Annotated in this window: 22 protein-coding genes; 12 read left to right on the forward strand and 10 right to left on the reverse strand. The window is 36.6% G+C overall.

Translation table 11 applies throughout. The features are described from left to right. Positions 1–111 precede the first annotated feature (111 nt). The 11 genes from NMS_RS06675 to NMS_RS06725 all read left to right on the forward strand — a co-directional run bounded on the left by NMS_RS06675 (position 112) and on the right by NMS_RS06725 (position 13634). Positions 112–636 (forward strand): RNA polymerase sigma factor, encoded by a 525-nt coding sequence (locus NMS_RS06675; RefSeq protein WP_041496012.1) that lies wholly within the window; start codon positions 112–114, stop codon positions 634–636. A gap of 49 nt (positions 637–685) precedes the next feature. Next, the gene (locus NMS_RS06680) at positions 686–1591 is read left to right on the forward strand and encodes a FecR family protein (RefSeq protein WP_041496013.1); all 906 of its coding nucleotides are present in this window, start codon (positions 686–688) and stop codon (positions 1589–1591) included. Then, a complete protein-coding gene (locus NMS_RS06685) occupies positions 1578–4085 on the forward strand; it encodes a TonB-dependent receptor (protein ID WP_041496014.1) in 2508 nt (835 codons plus the stop codon). The genes NMS_RS06680 and NMS_RS06685 overlap by 14 nt, the downstream gene beginning before the upstream one ends. Before the next feature lie 378 nt (positions 4086–4463). Continuing rightward, positions 4464–5312: an ABC transporter permease gene (locus tag NMS_RS06690; RefSeq protein ID WP_041496015.1), complete on the forward strand. Its 849-nt coding sequence runs from the start codon at positions 4464–4466 to the stop codon at positions 5310–5312. Next, a complete protein-coding gene (locus tag NMS_RS06695) occupies positions 5309–6595 on the forward strand; it encodes an ABC transporter ATP-binding protein (protein ID WP_041496016.1) in 1287 nt (428 codons plus the stop codon). Before NMS_RS06690 ends, NMS_RS06695 begins: the two co-directional genes overlap by 4 nt. After that, entirely contained in the window at positions 6595–8457 is a 1863-nt protein-coding gene (asnB, locus tag NMS_RS06700) for an asparagine synthase (glutamine-hydrolyzing) (protein ID WP_041496017.1), read from the forward strand. Before NMS_RS06695 ends, asnB begins: the two co-directional genes overlap by 1 nt. A gap of 7 nt (positions 8458–8464) precedes the next feature. Beyond that, entirely contained in the window at positions 8465–9469 is a 1005-nt protein-coding gene (locus NMS_RS06705) for a Gfo/Idh/MocA family protein (protein ID WP_041496018.1), read from the forward strand. Then, positions 9462–10487, forward strand: coding sequence for a GNAT family N-acetyltransferase (locus tag NMS_RS06710; RefSeq protein WP_041496019.1), 1026 nt, complete (start codon positions 9462–9464; stop codon positions 10485–10487). Before NMS_RS06705 ends, NMS_RS06710 begins: the two co-directional genes overlap by 8 nt. Further along, positions 10484–11368, forward strand: coding sequence for a formyltransferase family protein (locus NMS_RS06715; protein WP_041496020.1), 885 nt, complete (start codon positions 10484–10486; stop codon positions 11366–11368). Before NMS_RS06710 ends, NMS_RS06715 begins: the two co-directional genes overlap by 4 nt. Continuing rightward, positions 11365–12480, forward strand: a complete 1116-nt coding sequence (locus NMS_RS06720; protein WP_041496021.1) for a DegT/DnrJ/EryC1/StrS family aminotransferase — start codon at positions 11365–11367, stop codon at positions 12478–12480. The genes NMS_RS06715 and NMS_RS06720 overlap by 4 nt, the downstream gene beginning before the upstream one ends. Then, entirely contained in the window at positions 12477–13634 is a 1158-nt protein-coding gene (locus tag NMS_RS06725; RefSeq protein ID WP_041496022.1) for a glycosyltransferase family protein, read from the forward strand. Before NMS_RS06720 ends, NMS_RS06725 begins: the two co-directional genes overlap by 4 nt. On the opposite strand, the gene NMS_RS13450 is transcribed toward NMS_RS06725, so the two are convergent. The 10 genes from NMS_RS13450 to NMS_RS06775 form a co-directional block, all read right to left on the reverse strand. Continuing rightward, positions 13603–14601, reverse strand: a complete 999-nt coding sequence (locus NMS_RS13450; protein WP_052476786.1) for a glycosyltransferase family 2 protein — start codon at positions 14599–14601, stop codon at positions 13603–13605. The two genes, NMS_RS06725 and NMS_RS13450, sit on opposite strands and share 32 nt — an antisense overlap. Further along, entirely contained in the window at positions 14573–15247 is a 675-nt protein-coding gene (locus NMS_RS13455; protein ID WP_052476788.1) for a hypothetical protein, read from the reverse strand. Before NMS_RS13455 ends, NMS_RS13450 begins: the two co-directional genes overlap by 29 nt. A 10-nt stretch (positions 15248–15257) precedes the next feature. Further along, positions 15258–16193 carry a glycoside hydrolase family protein gene (locus NMS_RS06740; RefSeq protein WP_041496023.1) on the reverse strand — a complete coding sequence of 312 codons (936 nt, stop codon included), beginning with the start codon at positions 16191–16193 and terminating at the stop codon, positions 15258–15260. Continuing rightward, complete coding sequence (locus tag NMS_RS06745; protein WP_041496024.1) at positions 16193–16879, reverse strand: acetyltransferase; 687 nt, start codon at positions 16877–16879, stop codon at positions 16193–16195. Before NMS_RS06745 ends, NMS_RS06740 begins: the two co-directional genes overlap by 1 nt. Further along, positions 16869–17597, reverse strand: coding sequence for a WbqC family protein (locus NMS_RS06750; RefSeq protein ID WP_148311344.1), 729 nt, complete (start codon positions 17595–17597; stop codon positions 16869–16871). Before NMS_RS06750 ends, NMS_RS06745 begins: the two co-directional genes overlap by 11 nt. After that, positions 17585–18682 (reverse strand): DegT/DnrJ/EryC1/StrS family aminotransferase, encoded by a 1098-nt coding sequence (locus NMS_RS06755; RefSeq protein ID WP_197539479.1) that lies wholly within the window; start codon positions 18680–18682, stop codon positions 17585–17587. Before NMS_RS06755 ends, NMS_RS06750 begins: the two co-directional genes overlap by 13 nt. A 773-nt stretch (positions 18683–19455) precedes the next feature. Further along, a complete protein-coding gene (locus NMS_RS06760) occupies positions 19456–19848 on the reverse strand; it encodes a response regulator transcription factor (protein WP_041496026.1) in 393 nt (130 codons plus the stop codon). A gap of 183 nt (positions 19849–20031) precedes the next feature. Then, a complete protein-coding gene (locus tag NMS_RS06765; protein WP_052476792.1) occupies positions 20032–21309 on the reverse strand; it encodes a YaiO family outer membrane beta-barrel protein in 1278 nt (425 codons plus the stop codon). 10 nt (positions 21310–21319) lie between these two features. Then, a complete protein-coding gene (locus tag NMS_RS06770) occupies positions 21320–22636 on the reverse strand; it encodes a glycosyltransferase family 2 protein (RefSeq protein ID WP_231862367.1) in 1317 nt (438 codons plus the stop codon). Between the two features lie 134 nt (positions 22637–22770). After that, the gene (locus tag NMS_RS06775; protein WP_148311345.1) at positions 22771–23793 is read right to left on the reverse strand and encodes a hypothetical protein; all 1023 of its coding nucleotides are present in this window, start codon (positions 23791–23793) and stop codon (positions 22771–22773) included. Between the two features lie 701 nt (positions 23794–24494). Here NMS_RS06775 and NMS_RS13895 point away from each other — a divergent pair. Continuing rightward, positions 24495–26607: DUF7507 domain-containing protein (locus tag NMS_RS13895; protein ID WP_162483965.1), on the forward strand; the 2113-nt coding region annotated here is incomplete at its 3' end.

A 26607-nucleotide genomic window follows, 5' to 3' on the forward strand; every position in this document is an offset into this window, starting at 1 on the left:
AACTTAAATAACCCTCCTCTATAATTAAAACAACTACATTTTCAAATGTCCCAAAAATTTCTACTTTTTTTTATTCCTACCTTTCTACTCTGAAATCAAAAAAACTAGTAGTTGGCAAAATCACTATATCAAAATATTTGCGATAAACAACACTTTTCAAAACTCTATGAAAAGTATGCTCAAAGTCTTAGTAATATCTTGTTTTATAAATATGGAGCCTTATTAAATCCATCTGATAAAGTACAAGATGCTTATATAAAGTTATGGGAGAACTGTGCTAAGGTTGCTCCAGAGGCTGCAAAAACTTACTTATATACGGTGGCAAATAACATGATGCTCAATGAAGTCAAGCATCAGAAAGTGGTCTTGAAACATCATCAAGTAAAGCCTAAAGATTATACGAATGAGTCTCCAGAATTTGTGTTGCGCAAAAAGGAGTTTTCAGAACGCTATGAAACTGTTTTGGCAAATTTAAAAGAAGAGGATCGGGTTGCCTTTCTTATGAGCAAGGTGGACGGTAAAACCCATAAAGAAATTGCAGCACTATTAGGTGTTACAAAAAAAGTTGTGGAACATCGTATTTACGCTGCCTTTAATAAGCTAAAAGATGAACTAGAAGAGCTTAGAGGAAAATAAGTTAGGGATAATACTACAGTTAGTTGTTTTATAAGTAGTACAGATAGTTATGGACAAAGAATACTTAATAAAGAAGTGGTTAGAAAACGACTTGTCAAAAGCAGAAGCTAAGGCTTTTGCCGCTTTAGAGGATGCAGCATGGTATGAGGAGATTGTTGAACATGCGCAAGGTTTTAGTGGCGAGCACCACGCTAGAGTACTCCCATTTGAAGCATTGGAAAATAAAATTACCGGTCAAAAATCATCATCCTGGAATTGGCTAAAAATAGCCACCCGCATTGCTGCCGTCTTTGTTATAGCTTTTGGACTATATATGGTGTTCGATAACGATGATATAAAAACATTCCAGACAAATTACGCACAGGTAGAAACAATTAGGCTACCAGATAATTCTGAGATAAAATTAAATGAGCTCTCCCGGCTGGAGTACAACGCTTCAACATGGGATGAGAAACGAGAATTAGATCTGGAAGGAGAAGCTTTTTTTGATGTAGAAAAAGGGAAACGCTTTGACGTAAATACTATGTATGGTACCATCAGCGTGTTAGGGACACAATTTAATGTGAGTGCGCGAGATAGTATTTTTAGTGTGATTTGTTATGAAGGATTGGTGCAGGTGTTTCATGATAACACCACTACTAAGCTTCCAGCTGGTAAAGCCTATCGCGTGAAGAATGGAGTTTCAGAAACATTTGATGTCGCTGTGATCCAGCCAGAATGGTTGCAAAACATGAAGGTTTTTGATCAAGCAAGTGTAGAAGAGGTCTTTGCCGCTTTAGAGGCGCATTACAACATAAAAATCACGCTAGAGAATATAGATAAATCCATGTTATTCACTGGTGCGTTCGAGCTTGATAACCTGGACAATGCATTAATGGCTATTACCCAAAGTCTAAATTTGACCTATCAAAAGACGAGTAAAACCCAGGTTGTTGTAACTAATGCTCAAGAATAACTGGCTCCATATTATTTTATTTGTTTGTTTTTTCTGGTCATTTAAGACCGCAGGGCAAACTTCGGGAGAAAAGATTGCGCTTAAAGAGGCGCTCCATATCTTGTCTGAGCAATTTCAAGTTCAATTCAACTATCAAAGTGAATTAGTAGAAGGAATAAGGGTAGTTCCGCTTTCGCGAAAGCGAACACTTAAAGAGCATATAAATCGGCTGGAAGTAGAGACTTCATTGCAGTTTACTAAAATAGGGGAAGCTATATTTTCCATCACAAAAAACATCAAGATTTGTGGTTATTTAAAAGACGCTCAATCTTTAAAAGCACTGGAAGGAGCGACGGTTTTAGGAGAAGTGGAAAGCACCATAAGTGCCAGTAATGGCTTTTTTGAGATTGCAGTAAGCTCCCTAGAGGAAGAAATTACAATCAGTTTTCTAGGTTTCAAAACCATTCAGGAAAAGGCTTTATTATTTGATTCAGACAATTGTTCGAATGTAGAGATGTACCAGCAAGAAATGCAAATCTCTTCTATCGTTGTAGAAGGTTATATCGTGCGTGGAATTGATAAAAACAGAGATGGCACGACAACTATAGATTTTTCAAAGTTTACATCGCTTCCTGGTCTTATCGAGACAGATGTGTTACAAACCGTAAAAGCACTTCCAGGAGTTCAAAGTGTTGATGAAACCGTGTCTAACATCAATATAAGAGGTGGTTCTCATGATCAAAACCTGATCCTTTGGGATGGTATAAAAATGTATCAATCGGGTCACTTCTTTGGATTGATTTCAAGCTTTAATCCACAAATCACCAAAACCGCAACCGTAATTACGAACGGGACAGATGTCTCTTATACAGACGGCGTTTCAGGTACCATACAGATGAATACGCACGACCGCATACAAAAGGAGTTTGATGGAAGTGTAGGGCTTAATTTTATTAGTGCTGATGTTTTTGCAGATCTTCCCATTGGTCAAAATTCATCGTTACAAGTAGCGGCTCGCAGGTCTGTGGATGACGTGGTGCGGACGCCTACTTATGACACCTATTTTGAAAGAGTTACACAGCAAACCGAGATTGATTCTAATATCGAGAGTGTTTTAAATTCAAATCAGAATTTCAGCTTTTATGACACTTCTTTAAGATGGTTATACCATCCATCAGAGAACGATCGCTTGCGATTTAACTTTATCCTTATCAATAACGATTTGTCTTTTGATGAAACCTCCACAGCCAATAAAACTCTGGAGAGTAGAAAAAGTAGCCTTTCCCAATATAGCATTGCCGCTGGATTAAGCTATGAACGGGAATGGAACGATCAGTTTTCAACCCATTTCAACGCATACAATACAGATTACAAATTGCAAGCTGTAAATGCCAATATTCTAGAAGAACAACTTTTTGCACAAGAAAATAGTGTTTCAGAAACTGGAGTTAGTCTGAAGGGAACTTACAAATGGGAATACCTATCGCTGGATGTAGGATATCAATTTGTGGAGTCCGAGGTTGTGAATCAGAATGATGTAGATGTACCGCGATTTTTAAGAAGAGATTCAGAAATTTTAAGGGAACATGCAATTTTCACCCAAATGCAATTTCAAAACAAGGATAGGAGCATCTTTTTGCGTCCAGGAGTACGATTCAATTATATAAATAAATTTGATATTTTCCTGATCGAGCCTAGAGTAAGCCTTAGTAAAAAACTGGGAACAGATTTTCAAATAGAAATGTTGGGAGAATTGAAACATCAAAACACTTCACAAATAATCAATTTTCAAAATGATTTTCTAGGAGTGGAAAAAAGAAGATGGCAACTGGCAGATAATGAGAATATCCCTATTTTAAGAAGTAAACAAGCTTCCTTAGGATTACAATATGAGGATAACGGCTGGCTAGTGGACGCCACTGGCTATTATAAAGAGGTCGATGGTATCACTTCACAAAGTCAAAGCTTTACCACAAAGTACGAGTTTGAGAAGGCTACGGGAAGCTATAATATCGTGGGCGTTGATGTTTTATTGCGCAAACAAGTTCAAAAAATCAGCAGCTGGATCAGTTATTCATATATGGTAAATGAGTACACCTTTGAGGAGTTTGAAGAGAATCAATTCCCCAGTAATTTTGACACCACACATTCCGTCACATTAGGAACAACCTATTCAAATGACGTTGTGAATATCTCTACAGGATTAAATTATAGAACCGGTAAGCCTACCTCAGTACCGCTACTAGGGAATGAAATAGAACGCGGAGAGGTGAATTTTGATACGGTAAACGATAGTAGAGTAGAAGACTATATAAGAGCAGATATATCTGCTTTGTACAAATTAAAACTATCACGTGGACTACGTTCTGAGCTAGGAGCGTCGATCTGGAATGTTTTTAATACAGACAACGTCATCAATAATTTCTATCGAATAAATGCGGAGAACACAGTGGATAAGTTCAGCAGAAGTGCGCTAGGCTTAACCACAAACTTTATGGTTAGGTTGAAGTTTTAAGGAGGAGTGGTTTTCTGATAGCTCAGTATTATTGCTTTTATCTTTAATAAAAATCTAAGAAAGCCTATACTAATTGTTGTTATTCAGGAGAGTACGTCTATCTAATCCCTTACTTTATAACCTTATATAAGCCTAAACCTATTAAGGTGCTGGAGACCTTGTCGAGATATCGCTTTCGCGAAAGCGGAATGACATTCTTGACCTGAAAAAAACCAAACCCATTTCAATTGAAAATCTTTTAGGAACTCAGTCTGGACATTAGCTCCTTTACATATGAAGATCGTAAGTCGTAGTTAAATTCTGCCTTTTGCTTTGGGCGATGCAAGTAGATAGCATAGCTTTGAATAAAGCAAAGTAAAACTAAGTTAAGAATAAGTATTGAAAGGATCTGGGAAATGGGATATTGAGGTTGATTCGCGCCAGCGTGTGTTTCAGCATAAAATACCAGAAATTCTAAAGTATAAGGACTTACTGATACTCCTAGTGCGTCGTGATATTGTCATCAATTATAAGCAGACTATTTTAGGTCCACTTTGGTTGATTATAAAGCCGCTTATTACATCGGCAATTTATGTAGTTGTTTTCAACAGGCTTGCTAAGTTATCCACGGATAACATTCCCCCTATACTTTTTCAAATGGCCGGTGTGGTTTTATGGTCTTTTATCGCTGAAACTATTAAGATTAATTCCGATTGTTTTAAATTAAACGCAGATATTTTTAGCAAAGTCTATTTTCCTAGGGCTGTAGTACCTCTTGCAAATACTTTAAATACGTTTTTTCAATTTGGGATTCAATTCGTATTGTTTCTAGGCTTTATCTTATTCTACTATGTAAAAGGTTATCAGTTTGGTTGGGATTTAACTTTACTTTTGTTTCCAGTTTTGATTTTAATCTGTGCCATGTTTTCCTTAGGAATAGGGATGATAGTGAGTAGCTTTACTTATAAGTATCGAGACTTACAACTGTTACTTACGTTTGCGGTGCAGCTCGCCATGTATGCGACACCGGTAATTTATCCCCTTTCAACAGCGCCACCATCGTTGAGATGGGTTCTATTGATGAATCCCATGACAGCAGTATTAGAGGCTTTTCGTAATATATTTTTGAACTCGGGCTTTCTCAGTTATCAAAACCTTCTTATTAGCGCGATAGTATCTTTTCTTTTGTTTATTACCGGGTTATTTATTTTCAATAGAACGGAGAAAAACTTTATGGATACGGTATGAGTGAAGTTGCAATTCTTGTAAAAAATATAGGTAAGCAGTATCGCTTGGGAAATGTAGGTACTGGAACGCTTTCACATGATCTTAATAGATGGTGGAACGTCATTCGCGGTAAGGAAGATCCTTATCTCAAGATTGGTGAAACCAATCTAAGAGATGAAAAAGGAGATAGTACTTACGTATGGGCACTTAAAGACATCAGTTTTCAAGTTGAAAAAGGTGAGGTTCTTGGAATAATAGGTGGAAATGGAGCAGGGAAATCAACGTTACTTAAGATTTTATCCCAAGTTACTGGGCCCAGTTTAGGCCATTTTAAGGCAAGCGGTAGAATAGCGAGTCTATTGGAGGTGGGAACTGGTTTCCATGGGGAGCTAAGTGGCCGTGAGAATATTTATCTCAACGGTACTATTCTGGGCATGACTAAGGCGGAGATCAATCTCAAGATAGATGAAATAGTTTCATTTTCAGGGGTTGAACGCTATTTGGACACTCCTGTTAAAAGGTATTCTTCTGGAATGAAAGTGCGCTTAGCGTTTGCTGTGGCTGCACATCTAGAGCCCGATATACTTATTGTAGATGAGGTTTTAGCCGTGGGCGATATTGCCTTCCAGCAAAAAGCAATCGGTAAGATTCAACAGGTCAGTAGAGACAGCAAACGCACTGTGCTTTTTGTTAGTCACGATATGGAATCAATCTCCAGACTATGTTCTAGAACCATTATATTAAAGGATGGCACTATTTCATTTATAGGGGAAACACAAACTGCCATAGATGAATATTCTCGCCAGATGACTGAAAAGTCAAAAGCGATCAATATCGAGCATCGTAATGATAGGAAGGGTTTAGGGCAATTGCGTTTTAAAAAATTGGAGTTGCAAGATCTTGAAGGTAATCTGCTTAGGTTAGGAAGGGTTGGGAAGCCTTTGGTCTTCTCTATGACTATTGATTCTCTTTTAAAAGAAGAAATGGAAGTGTCCATAGGAGTTGGCATAAAGAATAAAAGTGGAGAGCAGATAACGCTACTATCCAGTTGGACCAAGGGAGAAATACTGAAAATAAAGGATGATCAGAAAGTTTATTTCAAAATAAAATCGCTGGCACTTCCTGAAGGAGATTACCAAGTAGATTTATTTATGGAAAATGGTACGATGGGTAATGATATTCAAGACCACTTGGAAAATGCATTTACCTTGAAGGTACAAGGAAAGGACTATTACAATTCAGGACAGGTGTCTAAACATTTCAAATATCAATTTTACGTAGATTTTAAACAGGAAGTAAGATAATGTGTGGTGTAAGCGGAATATGGAACCGTAGAGGTCCACATTTAAATAAGCAACAAATTGAGCTATTTACGGATAGTATTGCTCATCGTGGTCCAGATGGTTCTGGGTATTATTTCAACGAAGTCAAAGGTGTAGCTTTAGGTCATAGGCGTTTATCAATACTGGACGAAAGCAATGCTGGCAAACAACCGATGTCCATCGACAATAATTTATGGATTACCTATAACGGAGAAATATTTAATTTTATAGAGCTTAGAAAGGAACTCGAGCAGTTAGGATTTCGATTTAAGAGCGAGACAGATACTGAGGTGTTTCTTACAGCCTACAAAGCATGGGGACTAGATTGTTTTAGCAAGTTCAATGGGATGTGGGCAGCTGGAATTTATGATCAGTCCAAGCAAGAATTGCTTTTGGTTCGTGATCGATATGGAATTAAACCGCTTTATTATCTCAATTCAAAGAATAATCTTTTTGCTTTCAGTTCAGAAACGATTGCGTTTAAATCATTAGAAGGTTTTGAGCGTAGTTTCAATCAAAATAACCTCAATCTAGTATTTCAAGATGCTAAATGTTTAGAAGGTAGGGGTGAAACTATTTTTGAACACTTAAGACAAGTCAAGCCAGGGCATTTTTTAAAAGTTACCCAGTCTGACCTGATTGAAAATAGATGGTGGTACCCTGAATCGCAGAGCCCCAAAGTACCAGGAACCTACGAAGAACAGGTTGAATATTTTAAAGAGATTTTTGAAGATGCCTGCGCTCTTCGATTGCGTAGCGATGTGCCTCTAGCATCAGCACTAAGCGGCGGTCTGGATTCATCTTCCGTATATGCAACGTTGCATAAAATTAATAGGCACCACTCTTTTGAGCGTAGACCCAGCAATTGGCAGAATGCCTACACGTTGATTTTTCCAGGCTCTGCTCAGGACGAGCAGTATTATGCAGAGAAAGTTGCCGCACATGTAGGTGGTAATCTTAAAACTATTGAAGTAGATTACAGCAGGGTAGATAACATCTTAAGCCAGACAAGGCTATTTGATAGTGTTTACGATAACCCGAACTTCATTTTAGTCTCATTATATGAAAAGATGCGGACTGATGGTATAAAAGTTTCATTGGACGGGCATGGAGTTGATGAACTGTTGTTCGGCTATCCAGAAATGCTTCGACAAGCCTCAAGATCGCTTGAAGGTACAAATAATGACTTACAGAAACAATTGGATAAAATTGTTGATTCTATGCTCTTTCGCAACGGTCAAAAGAAGGCATTTACTAATTACCTTAGACAGCAGGTGAATAGGGTAAAAATCCTAACGAAAAATATTTTGTTCGAAAACCAAAGTTCGAAAAGTGATTCGTTTGTATTCCCTGATGCTGGGAAAAAAAATATTCGGGAGTTTGATTCGCTCAGTGATATAACGAATTATCACTTTTACGAGACGTCACTTCCTTCTATACTGAGAAATTTTGATCGTGCATCCATGCAAGCTGGTGTTGAAGTGCGCATGCCATTTATGGACTATAGAATAGTTGACTTTTTACATGCTATACCATTTGAAAGCAAGGTAAAATTTCCCTTTTCAAAAAGAATATTAAGAAGTGCCATGAAGGGTACATTACCCGAAGAAATCAGAGTAAGAAAGTCGAAAATAGGACTTGTCGCTCCCATGGATCATCTGTTGAATAATTACCTACAAGAATTTGCTATGGATATCATGAATTCTAAGGATTTCATTGAATCGCCATATTGGGACGGTAAATCAATACAAGAATACGCAACACACAAAACAGGCAAAAATTCCTGGACAATGCAGGATGGAATGCAAATTTGGCCTTACCTCAATGCCTATTTAATTAAATAGAAAACATATGGAAAATTTAAAGTTTGCAGTCGTAGGTTGTGGGAATATTGGCAAAAGACACGCTGCAGTAATTGATAAAGAAGAGCATGCTAATTTGGTTGCTATTTGTGACATAGACTCACAGAAAACCGCAGATCTTAATAAGGTTTATGGTGTAGAAGTTTATACAGATTTTCAAGAGATGTTATCTGAAGCAAAATTTGACATTCTATGTATTTGCACTCCTCATGGCTTGCACGCTCCAATGAGTATTCAAGCGGCTAGATCAAAAAAACACATTCTCGTGGAAAAGCCAATGGCACTTACCTCCAAGGCTGCTAAAGAGATGATAGAAGAAGCTGAAAAGAACAAAGTAAACCTTTGGGTGGTTAAACAAAATCGATATAACAAGCCTATACGACTTGTCAAACAGGTATTGGATCAGGAAAGACTCGGAAAAATATTCTTAGTACAAACTAACGTGCTTTGGAACCGCCATCAACGATATTATGAAGAATCCCCTTGGCGTGGTAGCAAACGAACTGAGGGAGGCGCATTGCACACTCAGGTAAGCCATTTTTTAGATTTGCTGATTTGGTGGTTTGGAGAGATAATCGAAGCCAAATCTTTATATGATACGCTTAACCATGATATTGAAATAGAGGATGCTGGCGTTGCGGCACTTCGTTTCGAGAATAACGCTTTAGGCTCGTTAAACTGGACAACTTGTGTTTACAATGCAAACTATGAGGGGAGCATAACAATCATAGGAGAATTAGGTACCATCAAAATAGGCGGACGTTATCTTAATAAAATTGACCATTGGGACGTTCAGGCCTATCCGCTCCCTGAAAATGAAGAATTCAACGACCAGCCAAATACCTATAGTCATTATAAAGGTACCAGTTCGAATCATGATAAGCTCATCAATGATCTAATAGGTCAGATTATAGAAGGTAGAAGAGGAGTGGTTGAAGGGCCAGAAGGTCTCAAATCTATCGAAGCTATAGAGAAAATTTACGGTAATGTTTAGATTCATCCCTTTTGATGAAAAAAAAACCTCTTGGTTTGATTCCCGAAAAATGCAACACCTTTACAATAGCTCTGCATGGTTGAATTGTATTCGTGATACTTATGACTTTGAAGTGCTTTTATTAGTTGATGAAGAGGATAAATATCACGCAGCTTTTTGCAAAATAGATGATGATTTTGGAAAACGTTTGATAAGTTTACCATTTTCAGACTATGTACCTTTTTTGAATACAGGAGTAGGTTATTTTGAAAAGCTCTTCAATTACTGTCAACAACAATATCCAGATTACCAAATCACATTGAAAACAGAGACCTCTCACGAGCTGAATCTACCTCAACAGTTGAGTAGAAAAGCCGTTTATCATAAAGTTAAATTACAAGAAACAGAATCGGTTTTTCATAAATCTTTTATACGTGGAGTAAAAAAAGCTCAAAAATCAGGGGTGTTAATCCGTATTAGGAATACTCCTGATGCATTAAAAGATTTTTATAAGCTTTACCACCGCTTGAGAATCAATAAGTTTAAGAGTATACCTCAGCCCTTTATTTTCTTCAAAGCTATCTATAATCAATTTATAATGAAAGGAGATGGCTTTATCCTGGAAGCAATTTCTTCGGATAAGGTTATTGCGAGTATGATTATTTTAGAGCATAAAAACACAGCCTATTATAAATTTGGCTGCTCACATGATGAATTTCTAGATTATAAGCCAAATAATTTGCTCTTTTTCGAATTAAGGAAAATTCTTTTCAATCGAAAATTCGAATATTTAGACTTAGGATTAAGCGGTTGTGGAGACTCCTATAAGGGTCTTAGGAGATGGAAAGATCATGTCGGAGGAATTATGCACCCAATATCTTACTGGCAGATGGGTTCCAAACTGCCACCTGATCGGGTTGAGAAAATTGCTGAAATGAAAATTGATATTCAAAAAAAAACTCAGCAAATTGTAGAAAATCGCCTAGGTCCATGGGAAACAAGTGAAAGGAGTAAAGAACTTTATAAGTATTTTGCATGAATTACGCTCTTGTAGGAAACAATGATGGGCCTTTGAGGCTTATTATAGCCCTTAAGAAGGAAGGAGTTAAACTTCCCGATTTTGTTGGTTTGCAAAAAAAACCTCATGAAACGCTATTAGTTAAATACCTTCAAGAGACTGTCAATATTGATTTTAACACTGGTTTTAAAGAGGATGGTCTTATTGAGCTCTTAAAGAATCACCAGATCGATGTACTCATCAATTGCTTTTGCAATTTCAAGTTCAATATTTTACTGAAATTATATTCCTGCTTTAATATTCACCCTAGTTACCTCCCTATGTACCGAGGTAGGCATCCTATGCATTGGGCTCTGATATTAGGTGAAAAGGAGCATGGTATTACCTTACATAAAATGACTTCAGATTTTGATGCAGGAGCGATTTACTGGCAAGAGCAAATTGAATTAAATAAAAATATGTCTGTTGCAGAGCTTAGGGAAGGTCTGATGCTTAAGCTGGAAGAGGGGTTTCCAGTAATTATGTCCTGCTTTTTCAAAAATGAGGAAGTAGTTACAAAGTCAAATGAATCTATAGAAGGTAGCTATTTACCTCGTCGTTTTCCTAAAGATAACTTGCTGTCTGAATGGGAAAATAGTGATTGGATTTACCGCAAGGTAAAGGCTCTGCGATCTGAATCCAGCCCAGCATACATAAAGACAACAGAGTTAGAATATATACCTGTGCGAGACGTCTTAATTATTAATGATCCAATTATAAAACTAAAAGAAAATCGCAAACCTACCATTATCAAAGTTTTAAACAATAAGATCTTAATTCAAATGCCAGATGAAGTAATTTTACAAATGACAACAGAATTAGGTATTAGTGGAAAGTTAAATAAAACAAGTGTTGTCTTATGAATAGGAACATTCCATTAATGGACTTGAAGGTTCAATATGAATCGCTAAAAAAAGGTATAGATAAAGTTATTGAAGAAACTCTGATAAATGCTGCCTTCATTGGAGGATCGGCGGTTCAAAACTTTGAAAAGGAGTTTGCTGATTACTTAGGTTCAGGTATAGTCACTTCCTGCGGGAATGGTACTGATAGTTTAGAGATCATAATGACTGCACTGGAAATAGGTGCTGGAGACGAAGTGATAGTACCGGCAATGACTTGGATATCCACTAGTGAGGCTATAGTAACATGTGGTGCCAAGCCGATTTTTGCGGATGTCCTTCTGAATAACTCATGTTTAGATGTAGCAGATGTAGAACGAAAAATCACGTCTAACACAAAGGCGGTAATTGCCGTTCATCTTCATGGAAATATGGTGGATATGCCAGCTTTGATGAACCTGTGTAATAAGCACAATATTAAAGTGATTGAAGATTGTGCGCAGGCTCATGGATCTAGTCTAGAAGGGAAAAAAGTAGGTACTTGGGGTATTGCTGGAAGTTTTAGTTTTTTCCCTAGTAAGAACTTAGGCTGCTATGGAGATGGAGGTGCTATTTACACTGAAAATAAAAAATTATCGCAAAAGATACGATTAATTGCCCGACATGGGCAAAGTAGTAAGAATGAGCATCTAATCAACGGTCGTAACAGCCGCTTAGATAGTCTACAAGCACGAATACTATCGATTAAACTCCCTCATTTAGAAAAATGGATAGACCAAAAAAACAATCACGCAAAATATTATTGCCACAGCTTAAAAGACGTCAATGAATTAAAGCTACCACCACTTTCAGGTAATGAAATAAGATTGAGTTGGCATTTATTCGTAATTCGTTTAAAAGAAAGAGACGCATTAAGGAACCATTTAAAAGCCCATCACATAGAGACTGGCATCCATTATCCTACTGCATTACCGTTCCAGCCTTGCTATAAGTATTTAAATCATACTTCTAAGGATTTTCCAATAGCAGCAAAGCTTCAGGATGAAGTTTTGTCAATTCCTATGTATGCTGAACTTGAAAAATTTCAGCTGGATAAAATAGTAAATTGTATCAAATTATTTTATACTCAATGAAAAAGCTATTGAAGTTTGATATTATTCATCCTACAGAATATTTGATAGAGAAACAAAGTGAGTGGATCGATTTAGATTCATTGTCCCTAGATGAATATCGTAATAGACTCATAGCCCTCCGATCTAACTACTCAGATTATTATACCTACCATTTAAATGAAACAAAGGAATGGGAAGCGGAAGAATTTTTTTTACTGGATCCTGTTTTTCTTAATAAAACGGCCAAAGAGCTTTTGGGAATTAAGAGATATATTCTAAAAGCGAAAGGTATAGTGCTGGGTAAACTATTCAGAATAAATGACTATTATCAACAAAAAGTAATTCAAAAATATATCAATCATTTTGAACCAGATGTAATATTTGTACGTTCTCAACCCTTGCCTTCTGCATTTTGGTCTCAATTCAGGAATAGCTCATTATTAGTAGCAAGACTTTCAGCACGTTTACCTCGTCATTGGCATCCGAATGACTGGGATCTTATATATACAGATCAGCCAGATTTCAAAACATTCTTTGATCTTCATGGAACGAGGACAATTATGAATGATCAAGGTTTCGATACACGTATTATCAGGGAGCTTCTGAATCGAGATAAACAGTACGAATGTACATTTTTAGGTGGTTTAGGCACCCAAAACTTTTTAAAAAGGACTGAATTCATTAATGCAGTTTCTCAAAAAATTGACTTCAAATGGTGGGGTTATTGGTGGAAATACGGCAGCGATGGTCGTAATTTAATAGATTTTCCCAACTTAGCTCAAACTTATCAGGGAGCTTCTAGCGGTTTAGAAATGTATCAAATATTCAAAGACAGTAAAATTTGCCTAAATGATTATGTAGATACTGCAAATGGTATAGGCTTTAATCAGCGTATGTTTGAAGTCATGGGTGTAGGTGGGTTTTTGTTGACAAGATGGGCTCCTAATTTTGAGAAGGATTTTCCTAAGGGAATATTTGCAACTTACACGGATCGGACGGACTGCTTAGAAAAGATTAAGTATTACCTAAAAGAAAACGAAGAACGGGAATTGATAGCTTCCGCTGGCCAGCGATTTATAGCCGAAAATTATGATTATTCGCGTATTGCGAAAGATTTTAGTCAAGAGATCACCGAAGAACTTTTCAAGAAGAAGATCGATCTACAAAACTGCTAAAAATTATATGCTTTAAAGCTCCAATTTTAGCTTTCCCAGATGCATAAGGTGTTAGGAAATACATTAAGGTGTATTTTACAGAGGTTGAGATGTAAGTAAAGAATTTCATGGTTCCAAATGAATCAAATGCCAAGTTAAAATAACCTTTTCCAACAGTAAAGTATCTATACTTTAAATAATCTGGGAATTCCATTTCAAACAATTTATACTGATCGTAAAATAATTTTCGCTTTTCTAGGGTTTGAGTTTGAGGAGCAGAAAAACTCTCTTGATAAAAATTTCGAAGAGAAAAAATTTCAGGGAAATAGCGTATCCTACCATACCTGCTCGCTAATAACTGAATAGCATAATCAGCATGGTAAACTTTCCAGAACCAATCCGGGAACTCTCCTATTAGATGGTTTCTAAACAAGATTGAACTTGTTTGAATGAATCCTTTCTGAATAATATCTTTTTGTGTGAAGTCTAAATTCCCATTGCTCAGATGAGTCTGGGTTTCTGAAAACTTAACCTCCTTACCATCCTGATATTTGAAGATCGTATCACTAAAAACTAGTGCATACTCCTTATTCTTTTCAAGAAAATCAACTTGTTTCTGTAGTTTGTCGGTACTTATCCAAGAATCATCACCATCCAACATAGCAACGTACTTACCACGACAAGCATAAAGATTAGTAATGTTATTTACTCTTCCTGGAACACAATCGTAATCCCGTGGGTGCAGAATCAATTGAATTTTATCAGGGTGCTTTTCTTGGTACTCTCTCAAAATATCTTGCGTGCCATCTTTTGAGAAGTCATCACCTACGATTATTTCGTACCGGAAATCTACCGCTTGCGCAAGAACACTGTCCAAAGCCTGTCGAATAAATTTATTGTGGTTGTAGGTGATTATGGAAACACTGACTAAGGGTAGTTCCATAATTGGATTAGGTAAATTATTCACAATAGCCAAATTTTCTTGCATTAGACATTACCGGATTTTTTGATTCCGTTGAGGTATCCGTAGCGTCCTTCGAAGCCATTGCCTCATTGAATTTGGATGCTGGAATAACTCTAAAATCAAAAGACACCCGGGTTTTGTTAGTCATATTAGCTTTTGCACCATGGCTCAGGACAGCACCATGGAATTTCAAATATTCCCCAAGATCAAGATCAACACAGGCATAATCAGATTTTCCCTGGGTTTTTTCTATCCAGATAGAATTGGTACCGAAAGCATTTGTTTGTGGCACCCAGTAATTAATTTCGCTTTCATCGTGACCATAATCACTATCCTTGTGAAACCGAGCTACTCCTTCAATATCTCTAAACAAGATGCGATGAGAGGGTTTTCGTTGATAATAGATTGGTTCTTGAAATTGTGGTCGTATAACTTCGCTTATAAAACGTGTATACAGTTGATAAAACGCCTCGCCTTCTATCCCCTCTAGCGCTTCATATAGTTTAATAAAAATGGGTGCGCTTTCCATATTTTTATAGAAAGAATCCGTTTTGTTGAAATCTTCCTCATTAGATTTCAGCGTATCCAACTCACCCTTATCTATGAATTTAGCAATTAATTGGTGGAAAGGGAATTCCTTAGTGTCAAAGGACATAGTTTGCTTTTGCATGCTTATGTATTTAATTCTTCCAAATGGCGTAGCCTATTCCTGATGCACCAAAACCATTCCCGTTATAAAAGAGATAACGTTTGCCATTACAATCACAAATATTTGGATAGGTCTGCATCGTACTGTCCCAGCCAGCAGGGCTATAGGAAATACCCGCGGCTTTATCGTTGCGTTTCCAGTCGATAGCATTAAAAGATTCTGCATAGCCTATGCGGTAAGCATCCTTGCCATCTCTAAAATCTTGGCTACCTCTATATGCAAACCACATCTTATAAATGCCATTTTCTTTTAAAACAGTTGCACGGGCATTTGCTTCTTCCCTTTGTAATGGGTTTATACAAGTCTTATTTTCACGTATCCAGTCTATTCCATTACGAGAATGCGCGTATTTTATAACATAAAGGGGTTCCACGTTTTCTTTGACTGTCAAAAATCCGGTACTGCTCGCATACCACATGTGCCATACGTCGTCACTTTCGCGCATCACCCACGGTGATGCAGTAAAGAACGGCTCATCTCGATTACGATCTAATAGAGCTCCTTTAAACATTTTTTTAAAAGTTACACCCCCATCTTTGCTTACGGCAAGGCCTATCGCGTTGCGATATGCCACTGAAACACTAGGGTTCCATCCTACATAGTAAAGGTAAATCAGTTCTCCACAACGCACGACACAGCAAGGCATGTTGCCCCCATCGTCAAAGGTGCCTAGTTCTCCTAAGGACATTATAGGATTTTTATGAACATATAAAATTTTACTAGGGTCATCTGCACTCACATCAAAAAATGTAGGAATACTTTGGCCTTTATCATTTCTGGGAGCATAGTAGATACGTATGCGATTTTCGTCGAGCACGAATGCTGTAGGAACACAAGCATGACTTTTTACCCATGGAATATCGTGACCATCAACCTTGAATATATTTCCTTGTTTAATCCATTCCATTAACCTTTACTTTTATGTGATAGACTATCTAGATCCATACTTTCTTTGTGATATTTGAAAGGCTTTGGACCCAAGTATATCGCAAAAGCCTCCGTATCCTTAATTATATTTGCTCCCATTCCCACTAAAGTAGCTTCAGCAATAACGGTCTCATCTCGTATAGTAGAATTCACTCCAAAAAAACAATGATCAGCTATAACACAAGCTCCACTTATAACGACATGACTTGTGATAAACACGTGATTTCCTATAACAGTATGATGTCCTATGTGATTACCGCTCCAAAGAATACAATTATCCCCAATTGTAGTAAAAGGTTGAATAGTGTTGTCCTCAAAAACGAAACAATTTTCTCCTATTTTTAAATCTGGCCAGGTAGTCGCCTTAGAGCTTACATAGCTGACACAGGTATATCCTTTTTCTTTAGCTTCTTCAAATTTTCTCCTCCGTAAATGATTCATTTCCTTAAAGCTAATAGGTAAGAACATGAAAAAGTCTGAAGGGGGATATTTTTCAGCAATATCTTCAAAAGCTATTAATGGAAGTTCCTCAAACGTATCATTTTTCAAGTATTTTCTATCAACTGTGAAGGCTACTACTTCATGCGGACTATCGTGCTTAAAATAGAAATGGGCTAGGCTTGCTAGCTGGCTTTCGCCAAAAATTATAATTTTCTTAGCTTTCATTCTTTAATTTTTCAATGATCAAATAGGAGTCTAAGTGCATTAGGATTTTTTCAGGAGTCATCCACATCAATGCATCTATAACGGACAAATGTTTTTCAAAAGAACTTGTGCCCTGATCGTATTCTTGAAGTTTAGGCTTTATAAACAATAACTCTACTCCCTTCTCTCTGAATTTTTCATCATCATACAAGTCCATTCCATTAAATGGATTAATGTAGGTGGATGCATTCAGTAAGGAACATATGTCCAATATTTTATCTTCACCATTTCCTGAACGGTTATAGTTCAAACTAGATGAATCTATAAAATTTCGTTCTAGATTCAAATAGTTACAAATGGATAAGATCGAATTTTTAGCCAATGAAGCTATATCTGTGAATTCCCTATTTAAAAGATTTTCTACCATAACATAGACGGGCTCAAATTGAGAAGCTTTCTTATAATTAAGCTCAAGAGATTTCAGAAACTTCGCTTTCCAAATACCGTACATATCTTTATGCACAAATGTCTCTGTGATCAAATCCTCTCGAGATCCTTTTTCTAAAGGAATGGTAAAACTATGTGCCCTTTCATTGATCAAAATGCTATTACGGTTTATAAAACCACGTCGAATGAACTGTACGTCATCAAAAAAAATAAACGTATCGACGGACTTAATAAGCTGGAAATATCCTAAATAAGGATAAGTGTAGGGCTGCATTATCGCTATGCGTGACACAATACGTATTTTTTTACCACAGATATCACGGTATCTACACTTTCTAACTCTAGATCATGATATAATGGCAGGCAAAGCATTCTTTTAGAAACAGACTCAGCTCTAGGGCAAGAATTTGGATTCAAATAAGGTAATGTGTTTAAAGCTGGATAAAAATACCGTCTGGGATATATGTTTTGTTGATTCAATTCCTCTACTACCTTTAAGAGTTCATCTTCTGAAGAGAACAATACTGGGGCATAGGCATAATTGTATTTGAAATCTCGATAGCTAGAAGGGTCTAGCATGAACAAATCAGTATGTGAAAAAGCTTTTAAATAACGGTCAAAAATATTCTTTCTGCCGAGAACTACATTGTGAAAACCCTCTAAATTCAGTAAGCCAACTCCCGCGTGTAATTCTGAGTTTTTACCATTGGTACCTACTTGTGAGTAGTCATCAAACTTATGTCCATGGGTGGTGGATAATTTAATCTTCTCTGCGAGATCTTTATGATGAGAAACAACACCGCCACCTTCTATAGTATGAAAGACTTTAGTAGCGTGAAAACTCAAAGTTGCCAGATCACCATAACCAGCCAGTGCTTTACCACGGTATTCACAGCCAAAAGTGTGGGAAGCGTCATAAATTAATTTCAACCCCTTCAGATCAGCATATGACGCGAGAGCATCTACATCACATGGGTACCCATAAACATGAACTGCTAATATTCCCGTGGTGTCGGGAGCTATCATATTATCTAACTTTTTAGGATCAATTGAAAACCCACTCTCTTCAATATCCACAAAAATGGGAGTGCACTTTTGCCACAGTATACTATTTGCAGTAGCTACATAAGTGAATGGTGTTGTTAGTATACTTCCCGTAAGGTTTAAACTATCTATGGCAATTTGTAAGGCAATGGTCCCGTTAGACATCCAGGCTAGGTGAGATTCGCCCAGATATTGAGCTAATCGTTGCTCTAATTCTATTGCTAGCGGGCCATTATTGGTTACGTAATTACGATTCCAAACTTTACGAAGCAATTCTGTATACTTCTGTAAATCGGGTAAATAAGTTTTGGTAACGTGAACTTTTGGAATCAATAGATGTAATATTGTACTGGCCACAGAATTAATGAAGCCAGAATTTACACACAAATATCAATAATTACTGGACGTTTTATAGCTTTCTGCAAAAAAATTAACGATAATTAAGTAGTTTCATAATTAACTTCAATTCATTGTTTGCACTCAACTGCTCTCTGCCTAATCAGTAAAAGTCAATATATTTATGGTATGGGAACAGATGTTATTTCCTTTCAAAAATTCTTTTGGGAAGTATCTTTGATAAACTAATAAATTTTCAAACTTCATCATACGACATGGTAATCGTCAACCATCATCTATAACTAAATTTATATTATCCGTTTTCTTTACCTTTTCAATTGTATACCTATAACTAGGTTCATTTGAACGACAGTTGCACAACTATCTTTAGTTTTAAGGCCTAATAAATTGAATTTTAAAATGACTTAAATCTTTGCCAAGAGTGATTTGGGAAGTTACGTAATACGGATAGTTAGGTTCTATTGATTACATCTTTTATATAGATGCAAGAAAACCTGTACTAATTGGTGATGTCTAAAGGGTTGGTTTATCTATTTCCTAACTTAATACCCTCAGATTAGCTTAAAGCTTTTAAGGTGCTGGAGACTTTGTCGAGATATCGCTTTCGCGAAAGCGAAATAGGTCAAGTATTATTTTAGGTTACAGTAGGGGAGTAAGCAATTGGTTTGGGTTAACGACCGACATGTCCGTCATCATAAAATTTTCAAAGTATGGCTTTTAGCTTTCCAAGTTCTAGAATTGGTACTGAACTATACGGCTAAACGCACCTCTGTTTTTAATAATAATCTGCTGATGCGTAATATGAATTCGTTAGGGTTAAATGGTTTTGCTACAAAATCATCAGCTCCTAATTGAAATGCTTTAGTGACGGTTCTTTCTTCTTCTCCTAATCCAGACAATACAATTACAGGAACTTGTGGAAGATGATCCTTGCTATAAGTAATTACTTCAAGGCCTGATTTGAGTGGTAGAACTACATCTGTAACGACTAGATCTGGTTGTATTTCATCAATAAGGCGCATGGCTTCTAAGCCATTAACAGCATTTGAAACTTCATAACCTTCTTTTTTCAGAATAAAGTTTAAGATCTTTAAAGTGAGCAAATTATCTTCGATAACAAGTATTTTTGTAGGGGCAGTCATGAGCAGAGTATTAACATTAGTTCAATTGTAAAGAACGGACTTACGAACTTTTACAATATGACACTAAAAATACTTAAATAATCTGTGAAGTGTATGATATCTGATTAAAAACGCCTTTTAAAAGTGTGTTTGTTCGATAAACGGTAAATTTTTAAGAAAAGTATGCCGTATAGGTTATATATTTTACAATCTATAGTACAACATAAAAAAGCCGTTCAATTCAGTTTGCCAATCTCCTTCCCGGTATTCTTGACGATTATTTACTACTTGGATTCCTGCGTTAAGATTTGTTCCAAGCTGGTGGTAATACCCCAATCCTACTCGATAAGAATCGAGTTGAACCCGTTGATCTAAATCACCAGAAAGAACGCTCTCGTCTGGTGTAGTTCCATAACCAATTATCCCATTGATGTAATCAAAACGAGTTTTGTAATAATATCTTGTGGTCAATGTTAGTGCTGGGTATATAGATTCTTCTTGCTGCTGTAAGAAGGATGTCAAATGGAACCAATAGGGGCCTGCATATTTGCCTACTCCTATAATTGCTGCTGGTATATTAGTTTGAGCCACATAGGTATACCTTATGCCTAAGTCTACCTGCCAACCTTTATTCAAATTTTGAAAATATGTGGCCCCCAGACGCCATTTAGGAAAAACGAGATCATCTGAGTATCCTACCGATACATTTGCATAACTACGTTCACTCGTGAAGAAGTAAGATTCACCTTCCAGTTGAATTCCATCCAGTAGTACAGCTCCATTAGATCTTCTCTGGGTATAATTTACCCTTCCTAACAGAGAACCCCACTTGCGTTCTCTTATATATTGCACTGTTCCTAAGTGCCATGGACCTATGCCGTCTCGATCAAAAGATGTAAGGCTGTATTGAATACCTAATCTATCGCTGTTGAATCTGGAATCTAGCCAAAATATGCGTTGTCTGAGATCAGGGTCTTGTGGATATAATGCGGTAAGTTCATTTAAATATTCCCGTTCCTTTTCTGTTTTATTTTCTAATTGTAGAAGTGACAGTTTTTTAAGCCTAAAACTTTTGTTTTCTGGGTGTGCATCAATCGCTTTTGTGATGACCTGTGAAGCGGCTTCATAATTCTTTGTCTCTAGTTCTAAGTTGATGAGGTATGAGAATGCTTCTTGATAGGCGTTGTTTTTCTCTATCACTCGCTTAAAGTAAGTTCTTGCACTGTCTGGTTGCTTGGTGAGTTGGTAGGTTCTGCCTATCACTACTTGAAAATCCAGATAATCAGGGCTAACTTTCATTCCCAACCGGGCTTGCTGAAGCGCAGTATCGTATTCTTTTTTATTTAAAGATTCGTATGCTTTGGTGAGTAAGCTGTCTGTGTTGATTTTCTGAGCATGCGCCATGTGAATTCCAAAAGCTCCTATGACAAATAGAATTAAAAACTTTTGTTGGTAGAGTTTGAGGGAATAATTCACATTCATAAATTTAATTTTACACTTGAGATTTGGAGTAACCTTTTCTCACCATTACTCCCCATTTTGATTCTTTTTTGGTAAAAAACTGCCAATACCCTTTTAATGCAGAGTAAACAATTATGGGGTGATAAAAAAATGGTTCGATGAGCGACATTACTATCAGTGTCAACACTTCTTTAATGTTGGCATAACTTTTATAGAGCAACTCATCTAGTAATATGGATATAATAGTAATGTTTATGTAGAAAAGATAAACAAAGAGAAGAGGCCATATTAAAAAATTTAAACTGATGGTTTCAAAATAAAAATATGATATGGAAAGGGTTAATAAAATAAGCAGTGTACCAAAGGCTTCTATGATAGGTCCTAAAAATTCAAAAAGAAAAAAATAAGGTAGAGAGAACCAGGCAGTACTCCCGTACTTAGGGTTAAAGAACATTTTTTTGTGAAGCATTAATGTTTGAATTAGGCCTCTTGCCCATCGCACTCTTTGCCGAATCAGAATATTTAAGTTAGGAGGTACTTCAGTCCAACATAAAGACTCTGGAATGTATTTTATTTTGAACTTCACATTTCTATCATACATTTCCTTTCTCATTCTTATGATCAGGTCCATGTCCTCGCCTAACGAGTTGTGGGTGTACCCCCCAGAGCTAATAGCAACTTCCTTATCAAACATTCCTAACCCGCCTGATACTAGAATTAAACTGTTTATTTGGCTCCAGGCCATTCTCCCAAAAACAAATGCACGTACATATTCCAGTTCTTGAAACATAGGATACCAACTCGTTGGAAAGTGCACTTTTTCTAAAAACCCCTCATTTACCTCACAAGAGTTAGAACTTCTAATGGCTGCTCCTGTTGCTATTACCTTAACTTCACTTTCAATAAAGGGTTTTACAAGTTTGAGAATCGTATCAGGTTTTAAAATACAATCCACGTCAGTGCATAAAAACAGAGGATATTGCGAGGAATTGATACCTGCGTTAGAGGCATCTGCTTTTGATTTTCTATTCTCTTTGTCAACTACTAAAAGTTTTGAATAAACTGGATTTTTAGATTTGTAATGTCCTTTGACTGGTGCGGTATGTATTCTTTCTTGATAAAAAAAAGGCACCTTTATAAGTTCGAACTCTTGAATTAATTTTTCTAATGTACTGTCTGAACTACCATCATTAACAATCACCACCTCGTATTTAGGATAAGAGAGGGATAACAGACATTTGACATTGTAAACAATTGTTTCCCCTTCATTAAAAGCAGGTGCTACTATGGATACTCCGATAGCATTGTTTGATTTAAGTAAAACATCTTCATTGATATAATGCTTCATCAAGACATACCTCCTGATGGCATAATAGGATAACAGGGCAAACACTAAATAAGATATAATATAGAATGCAGAGTAACTGACTATTAACCATTCATACACCTTTTGCAAGTATAAAAGTAAGTCGTATAGATGTCTCATATAATAGCAGAGTTCAAATGGAGCTTCATCTTATCTATTTCTAAATCAGACTTAAAGGATTGCTCATAGCTACTTTGATCAACTGATTTTAGGCACTTCAAAAGTTCCATCTTAATATCTTTATCGATTGCTTTCATAAGAAGACAAGATTTGACAAATAAAACAGTAGACTCACTACCTATGACAGCAAGCGACTGCAATATTCTAATCTTTAATTCTTTATCTTCTTTATGAAACTGCCCGTGCAATATTTGTTCAGATTCAATTAAAAATAACTCCTTGACAGCTAGTACAACATCTTCTCTAATTCTAGGATTGGGATGATCTATTAAGGAAAGGATTTTGTCTTGAGCGCCAGTGTAATTATGAAACATCATGACTTTCAAACCTAGCATTACAATAGATTCATTTTTTGCATCTAGCCAAAGGTCGATATTTCCAGGCAGCGGCTCCTTTTTCATAAAAAAAACATCAATCACTTTATATTCATTGACATTAGAAATAGGATAGGGGTAAGATAATAGAAAATCAAACGATTCCTTTGTCAAATACAGATTAGCGATAAAAGCATTGGATCTTAAAATAGGCTGTTTTGAATGAACATACGGTTCAATATACTTTTGGCCATCTTGATAATTTAGCATTTGGAAATGATATATTCCAGTGCATTTAGTTCTCCAAAACCAACTTTTAATAAGCTTCAGGCTATATAGGTGAAGATCAAATGCTACATAGATATCTGTCACTTGATGAACCAAATCACCCTTCAGATTTTGGCTCAAATTGATGATAGAAGACAGCACTATTTTTCGGAACCACTTTTTATGATAAGGGAATTTAGCTTTGAATTTCAAGACCTCTTTATCTAATTCTGCTCCTTGGTAACCCATAAAGGTAACCTCTGTCAAGAAATCTGAAATTTCTGGTAGAAAAATTTGTTTTTTACGAGAGATGTAGACGTACCTAAGTCTGTAATAGACAAGCGCTAGAGTGATAAGCGCCAGTAATACTAGAAGCATAGGTATGGTGTAAATCCTTAGTAATCCCTCAAGAAAACTTTTCGTCATGGCATGAAAATAACTTATTTTGAGTTGTAATTAATCAAACCTGATAGGAGTCTTTTAAATTATCAGATTTTTCTTAAAATTCATACGTAAAAAGGGCTGCAACGTATTTTTTTCACATAAATAAGCAAGTCTTGTCATATTTAGGTTGATTGTAAATCGATCTTTTTTCCAATTCAAAGTTCATAGTTTCTATTTAGCGAAATTATAGATTTGTGACTCTTAAACTTGTTTTTTAGATGAAGTCAGAAATCAGATCTACACTTTTAATAAATTAGGATCAAAAAAAAACTTTTAGAGTCAGAAATTGTAATGTGTTCGCTTTCGCGAAAGCGAAATTCATGTTCGACAAGATCAACTTTAATCGGTTTAACTGTTTTGTTAAAAATACGACAAATTACAAAACTGAAAAAAAACCCTTGTTTTGATTAACACATGTTAATTTATCATTTTCACCCCTCTCTTTTAATCGGTTAATTAACTATGCAAACGAAAGTATTTGTGCGCGTAATTCTAAAAGTTATTTTTGTACAGTATTGGCGATAAGCCAAACCGCAATGTTACTAAAGTTAGGGGGTTAGTTTCAGCTGCATATTTTTACTGCTAGTAGGTGTACTCTCTTTTTAGTGCTATTGAATCATTTAATCAATTAGTCAATGAGCAACTCTACTATTGTAAAAAAATCTTCTTTACAGTTTTTACTCGTATTTATTTTTGGGCTTACATCTTTGTCGATGATTGGTCAATCGCGCTCTTGTTTACGCGAGAACTGTTTTGATGTGGTGTCTTTTGATGCAGAGCCTGTAATTGATAATGGGGGTGCGCCATTAGCGGTTGGAACACGATATCGTTTTGCTAATGCGGCTGGAGCTATTAATTCAAATCCTGCCATCGATGTATTGGTAACGATCGTGGAGCTTAATAATACCTCTCTACTCGATATTGATGTTTCTGCAGATGGTTTGCCTCGTGCATTCCAGCCTAGAATTTCAGCCACCACAACAGGAGAGATTAGCGCTTTGTTCCGCATCCAGTTGGTAAATGCGGGAACCAATACCTTAAGTAATAGTGTTTGTTTCTATGCGAGCCCTTTTGATATTGATGGTGGGCCAAACATTCAGGAGTTTGCAGAATTGTCTTTGACTGATGCTTACACACGATCTGCGAACACACAAATTGAAATTACGAGAAATTCGAATGTTATTCGTGGTAGGAACATTAATAATCAATCTGCTCCCGTAGAGCCTATTGATACATCTCCATTTTACACCTTTAGTAATTACTATGAGAACAGAAATACTTTCACCTTTCGTATAGGGAAAGTAGGTACGGGAACGCAAAATAATAGGTTCTATGCATTGGTATTAGAGCGTGCTGCATTCCAGAACCCAGTAACGGTCTTTGTCACACAACCTCTTTTATGTGGAACAGTAAGAAGAGATAATGGAGCGCCTATTTCAGGGGTCACCGTTCGACTTGAACGACCGAATGGTACGCTTATCACAACCACCACTACTGGGTCCGATGGTAAATATCAATTCAATGCCACTAGAAACCCAGATTTAGGATCAGAAACTTTTGTAATAAGAGAAGTGGACCCTGCAATTGACGTTCCGACTGGTTTTGCATTAGCTTCTGTGTCTGATGTTGATGGAGCAAATGATAACGTCATAACTGTTACGGTTAACGAGGCATCTATTGTAAATAACGATTTCGTTGATGGTCCAGATTTCGATCGAGATGGAGTGGCAGACTCTGTTGATTTAGATGATGATAATGATGGTATTACGGATGTTAATGAAGGTGGGGATACTGCTAACGATGATGGTGACGCATTCCCTAACCGTATTGATCGAGATGCGGATAATGACGGTTGTACTGATGTTATTGAAGGAGGATTTCAAGATCCTGATGGAGATGGACAAGTAGGTGGTCAACCAGTAACGGTCAATGCAAATGGTTTAGTGACAAGTGGAGGTGGGCAAACAGTGAATGCTGCTGGAAATAATTACAATGTTCCCCCTAGAGACGGTAATGGTAATGGAACTTTTGATTTCAGAGAAGTAGGTACAAATGTTGCGATTACCAGTCAGCCACAAAATGATACAGCATTTGCTCCAGGTAATAACTCGGCTCAGTTCTCTGTAACCGCGACTGGTTCAAGTCCAGTTTATCGCTGGCAGGTAAGCGTGAATGGTGGTGCTTTTACAAATTTAAGTAACGGTACTAATTATTCAGGAGTTTCGACAAATACATTGACAGTCAACAACCCGCCATCTAATTTCAATGGTAATCTTTATCGTGTAGTAGTTACAAGTTCCTCTTTACTTTGTACAAGTACTACAAGTAATTCTGCATTGTTAACTGTAGGTTCTTCCCTTGCTATTACTAAAGACGATAGGACTGGCGTTTACGATACTGCTGGCAATGAGATAATATATGACGTTGTTGTCACCAACACCGGGAACTCGACGTTGAATAACATCTCTTTATCAGATAATAATGGTACACTAAGTAGAACGTCAATCGCAACATTGGCAGCAGGAGAGTCTGTTTCTCTTACTTCAAGACACATTATAACTCAAGCTGAATTAAATTCTGGCAGAGTTTTGAATCAAATTACTGGTTCTGGAACAAATACTACGGGAGATACTATATCAGATCTTTCTGATGATCCTGGAAATAATACGAACGTAGATACTAATGGTAATGGCAATCCTGATGATGTTACCGTAACTCCATTAGTTGTTAGAAATTCTATCGCCCTTA

The sequence above is a fragment of the Nonlabens marinus S1-08 genome, assembly GCF_000831385.1.
GTDB classification, from domain to species: Bacteria; Bacteroidota; Bacteroidia; order Flavobacteriales; family Flavobacteriaceae; genus Nonlabens; species Nonlabens marinus.

What these genes read in the sequence shown, in the direction of transcription:
- NMS_RS06680 (WP_041496013.1), top strand. Translation starts at nt 686, where the DNA reads ATGGACAAAGAATACTTAATAAAGAAGTGGTTAGAAAACGACTTGTCA.
- NMS_RS06685 (WP_041496014.1), top strand. Translation starts at nt 1,578, where the DNA reads ATGCTCAAGAATAACTGGCTCCATATTATTTTATTTGTTTGTTTTTTC.
- NMS_RS06695 (WP_041496016.1), top strand. Translation starts at nt 5,309, where the DNA reads ATGAGTGAAGTTGCAATTCTTGTAAAAAATATAGGTAAGCAGTATCGC.
- asnB (WP_041496017.1), top strand. Translation starts at nt 6,595, where the DNA reads ATGTGTGGTGTAAGCGGAATATGGAACCGTAGAGGTCCACATTTAAAT.
- NMS_RS06705 (WP_041496018.1), top strand. Translation starts at nt 8,465, where the DNA reads ATGGAAAATTTAAAGTTTGCAGTCGTAGGTTGTGGGAATATTGGCAAA.
- NMS_RS06710 (WP_041496019.1), top strand. Translation starts at nt 9,462, where the DNA reads ATGTTTAGATTCATCCCTTTTGATGAAAAAAAAACCTCTTGGTTTGAT.
- NMS_RS06715 (WP_041496020.1), top strand. Translation starts at nt 10,484, where the DNA reads ATGAATTACGCTCTTGTAGGAAACAATGATGGGCCTTTGAGGCTTATT.
- NMS_RS06720 (WP_041496021.1), top strand. Translation starts at nt 11,365, where the DNA reads ATGAATAGGAACATTCCATTAATGGACTTGAAGGTTCAATATGAATCG.
- NMS_RS06725 (WP_041496022.1), top strand. Translation starts at nt 12,477, where the DNA reads ATGAAAAAGCTATTGAAGTTTGATATTATTCATCCTACAGAATATTTG.
- NMS_RS13450 (WP_052476786.1), bottom strand. Translation starts at nt 14,601, where the DNA reads ATGCAAGAAAATTTGGCTATTGTGAATAATTTACCTAATCCAATTATG.
- NMS_RS13455 (WP_052476788.1), bottom strand. Translation starts at nt 15,247, where the DNA reads ATGCAAAAGCAAACTATGTCCTTTGACACTAAGGAATTCCCTTTCCAC.
- NMS_RS06740 (WP_041496023.1), bottom strand. Translation starts at nt 16,193, where the DNA reads ATGGAATGGATTAAACAAGGAAATATATTCAAGGTTGATGGTCACGAT.
- NMS_RS06745 (WP_041496024.1), bottom strand. Translation starts at nt 16,879, where the DNA reads ATGAAAGCTAAGAAAATTATAATTTTTGGCGAAAGCCAGCTAGCAAGC.
- NMS_RS06760 (WP_041496026.1), bottom strand. Translation starts at nt 19,848, where the DNA reads ATGACTGCCCCTACAAAAATACTTGTTATCGAAGATAATTTGCTCACT.
- NMS_RS06765 (WP_052476792.1), bottom strand. Translation starts at nt 21,309, where the DNA reads ATGAATGTGAATTATTCCCTCAAACTCTACCAACAAAAGTTTTTAATT.
- NMS_RS06770 (WP_231862367.1), bottom strand. Translation starts at nt 22,636, where the DNA reads ATGAAGCATTATATCAATGAAGATGTTTTACTTAAATCAAACAATGCT.
- NMS_RS06775 (WP_148311345.1), bottom strand. Translation starts at nt 23,793, where the DNA reads ATGCTTCTAGTATTACTGGCGCTTATCACTCTAGCGCTTGTCTATTAC.